This is a genomic window from Martinezella lusitana (genome assembly GCF_014207095.1).
GTDB classification, from domain to species: Bacteria; Pseudomonadota; Alphaproteobacteria; order Rhizobiales; family Rhizobiaceae; genus Rhizobium; species Rhizobium lusitanum_B.
Genome location: NZ_JACHBG010000049.1, coordinates 1 through 2,500, shown reverse-complemented (window position 1 = coordinate 2,500; position 2,500 = coordinate 1). Strand labels below are relative to the sequence as shown.

Annotated in this window: 1 tRNA gene and 2 rRNA genes (1 of these 3 cut by a window edge); all 3 read left to right on the top strand. The window is 54.3% G+C overall.

The features are described from left to right. Nucleotides 1-1,943, top strand: a 23S ribosomal RNA gene (locus GGD46_RS33410); it begins 946 nt to the left of the window's first position. Between the two features lie 160 nt (nucleotides 1,944-2,103). Next, nucleotides 2,104-2,218 (top strand): 5S ribosomal RNA (gene rrf, locus GGD46_RS33405). 202 nt (nucleotides 2,219-2,420) lie between these two features. Beyond that, nucleotides 2,421-2,497, top strand: a tRNA-Met gene (locus tag GGD46_RS33400). The last annotated feature ends 3 nt before the right edge of the window (nucleotides 2,498-2,500 follow it).

Below are 2,500 nucleotides of genomic sequence, written 5' to 3'. Positions count from 1 at the left end.
AAATCTATTTAGGTAGAGCGTCGAGCGAATACTCCCGGGGGTAGAGCACTGGATGGGCTATGGGGACTCACCGTCTTACTGATCCTAACCAAACTCCGAATACCGGGAAGTACTACTCGGCAGACACACGGCGGGTGCTAACGTCCGTCGTGAAAAGGGCAACAACCCTAACCTCCAGCTAAGGTCCCCAAGTCATGGCTAAGTGGGAAAGGATGTGAGGATCCCAAAACAACCAGGATGTTGGCTTAGAAGCAGCCATCATTTAAAGAAAGCGTAACAGCTCACTGGTCTAGTCAAGGGTCTTTGCGCCGAAAATGTAACGGGGCTGAAGCCATGCACCGAAGCTGAGGATTTGCAGCAATGCAAGTGGTAGCGGAGCGTTCCGTAAGCCAGTGAAGGGGTACCTGTGAGGGGCCCTGGAGGTATCGGAAGTGCGAATGTTGACATGAGTAACGATAAAGAGGGTGAGAGACCCTCTCGCCGAAAGACCAAGGGTTCCTGCTTAAAGTTAATCTGAGCAGGGTTAGCCGGCCCCTAAGACGAGGCGGACACGCGTAGTCGATGGGAACCACGTTAATATTCGTGGGCCTGGTGGTAGTGACGGATTGCTTAACTTGTTCACACTTATTGGATTGTGTGGGCGGGGACGCGGTTCCAGGAAATAGCTCCACCGTATAGACCGTACCCGAAACCGACACAGGTGGTCAGGTAGAGTATACCAAGGCGCTTGAGAGAACTATGTTGAAGGAACTCGGCAAATTGCACGCGTAACTTCGGAAGAAGCGTGACCCTTATGTACGCAAGTATGTGAGGGTGGCACAGACCAGGGGGTAGCGACTGTTTACCAAAAACACAGGGCTCTGCGAAGTCGCAAGACGACGTATAGGGTCTGACGCCTGCCCGGTGCTGGAAGGTTAAGAGGAGGGGTGCAAGCTCTGAATCGAAGCCCCAGTAAACGGCGGCCGTAACTATAACGGTCCTAAGGTAGCGAAATTCCTTGTCGGGTAAGTTCCGACCTGCACGAATGGCGTAACGACTTCCCCGCTGTCTCCAACATAGACTCAGTGAAATTGAATTCCCCGTGAAGATGCGGGGTTCCTGCGGTCAGACGGAAAGACCCCGTGCACCTTTACTATAGCTTTACACTGGCATTCGTGTCGGCATGTGTAGGATAGGTGGTAGGCTTTGAAGCAGGGACGCCAGTTCTTGTGGAGCCATCCTTGAAATACCACCCTTATCGTCATGGATGTCTAACCGCGGTCCGTTATCCGGATCCGGGACAGTGTATGGTGGGTAGTTTGACTGGGGCGGTCGCCTCCGAAAGAGTAACGGAGGCGCGCGATGGTGGGCTCAGACCGGTCGGAAATCGGTCGTCGAGTGCAATGGCATAAGCCCGCCTGACTGCGAGACTGACAAGTCGAGCAGAGACGAAAGTCGGTCATAGTGATCCGGTGGTCCCGCGTGGAAGGGCCATCGCTCAACGGATAAAAGGTACGCCGGGGATAACAGGCTGATGACCCCCAAGAGTCCATATCGACGGGGTTGTTTGGCACCTCGATGTCGGCTCATCGCATCCTGGGGCTGGAGCAGGTCCCAAGGGTTTGGCTGTTCGCCAATTAAAGCGGTACGTGAGCTGGGTTCAGAACGTCGTGAGACAGTTCGGTCCCTATCTGCCGTGGGTGTAGGAATATTGACAGGATCTGTCCCTAGTACGAGAGGACCGGGATGGACATATCTCTGGTGGACCTGTTGTCCTGCCAAGGGCATAGCAGGGTAGCTATATATGGAATGGATAACCGCTGAAGGCATCTAAGCGGGAAACCAACCTGAAAACGAGTGTTCCCTATCAGAGCCGTGGAAGACGACCACGTTGATAGGCCGGGTGTGGAAGTGCGGCAACGCATGAAGCTTACCGGTACTAATAGCTCGATTGGCTTGATCGTTCCCATTGCCAGTGCTCATCAAAAAAGATGGGTCTGAAAACGTGTTCAAATAAATAAAGGCTCCATGCCTTCCAGCTTCTCATCGCGCTAAACCCCGCAAGGTTTAGCGTGCAGGGCATGAACCGCTCAAGCGGTTCAGCCCGAAGTTGCGCTTTGCCGACCTGGTGGTTATGGCGGGGTGGCTGCACCCGTTCCCATTCCGAACACGGCCGTGAAACGCCCCTGCGCCCATGGTACTTCGTCTTAAGACGCGGGAGAGTAGGTCGCTGCCAGGTCTGCCAAACGCAACTTCGCTTGATAGAAATCTTCTCATCACATACGCGATAAACCCAAAAGGTTTACGCTGAAACGGCCAAGCCGTGCTACAATAGGCCGCTCTTGCGGCCTTTGTCGCTTCTGAAATGCAGTCAATTCTCCCCTTGCCTCTCCGAAATATCGGGCAAGGGCGCCACAAATCCTCCGGATTTGCGCTGGTGACGCGGGGTGGAGCAGCCCGGTAGCTCGTCAGGCTCATAACCTGAAGGCCGCAGGTTCAAATCCTGCCCCCGCAACCAAAT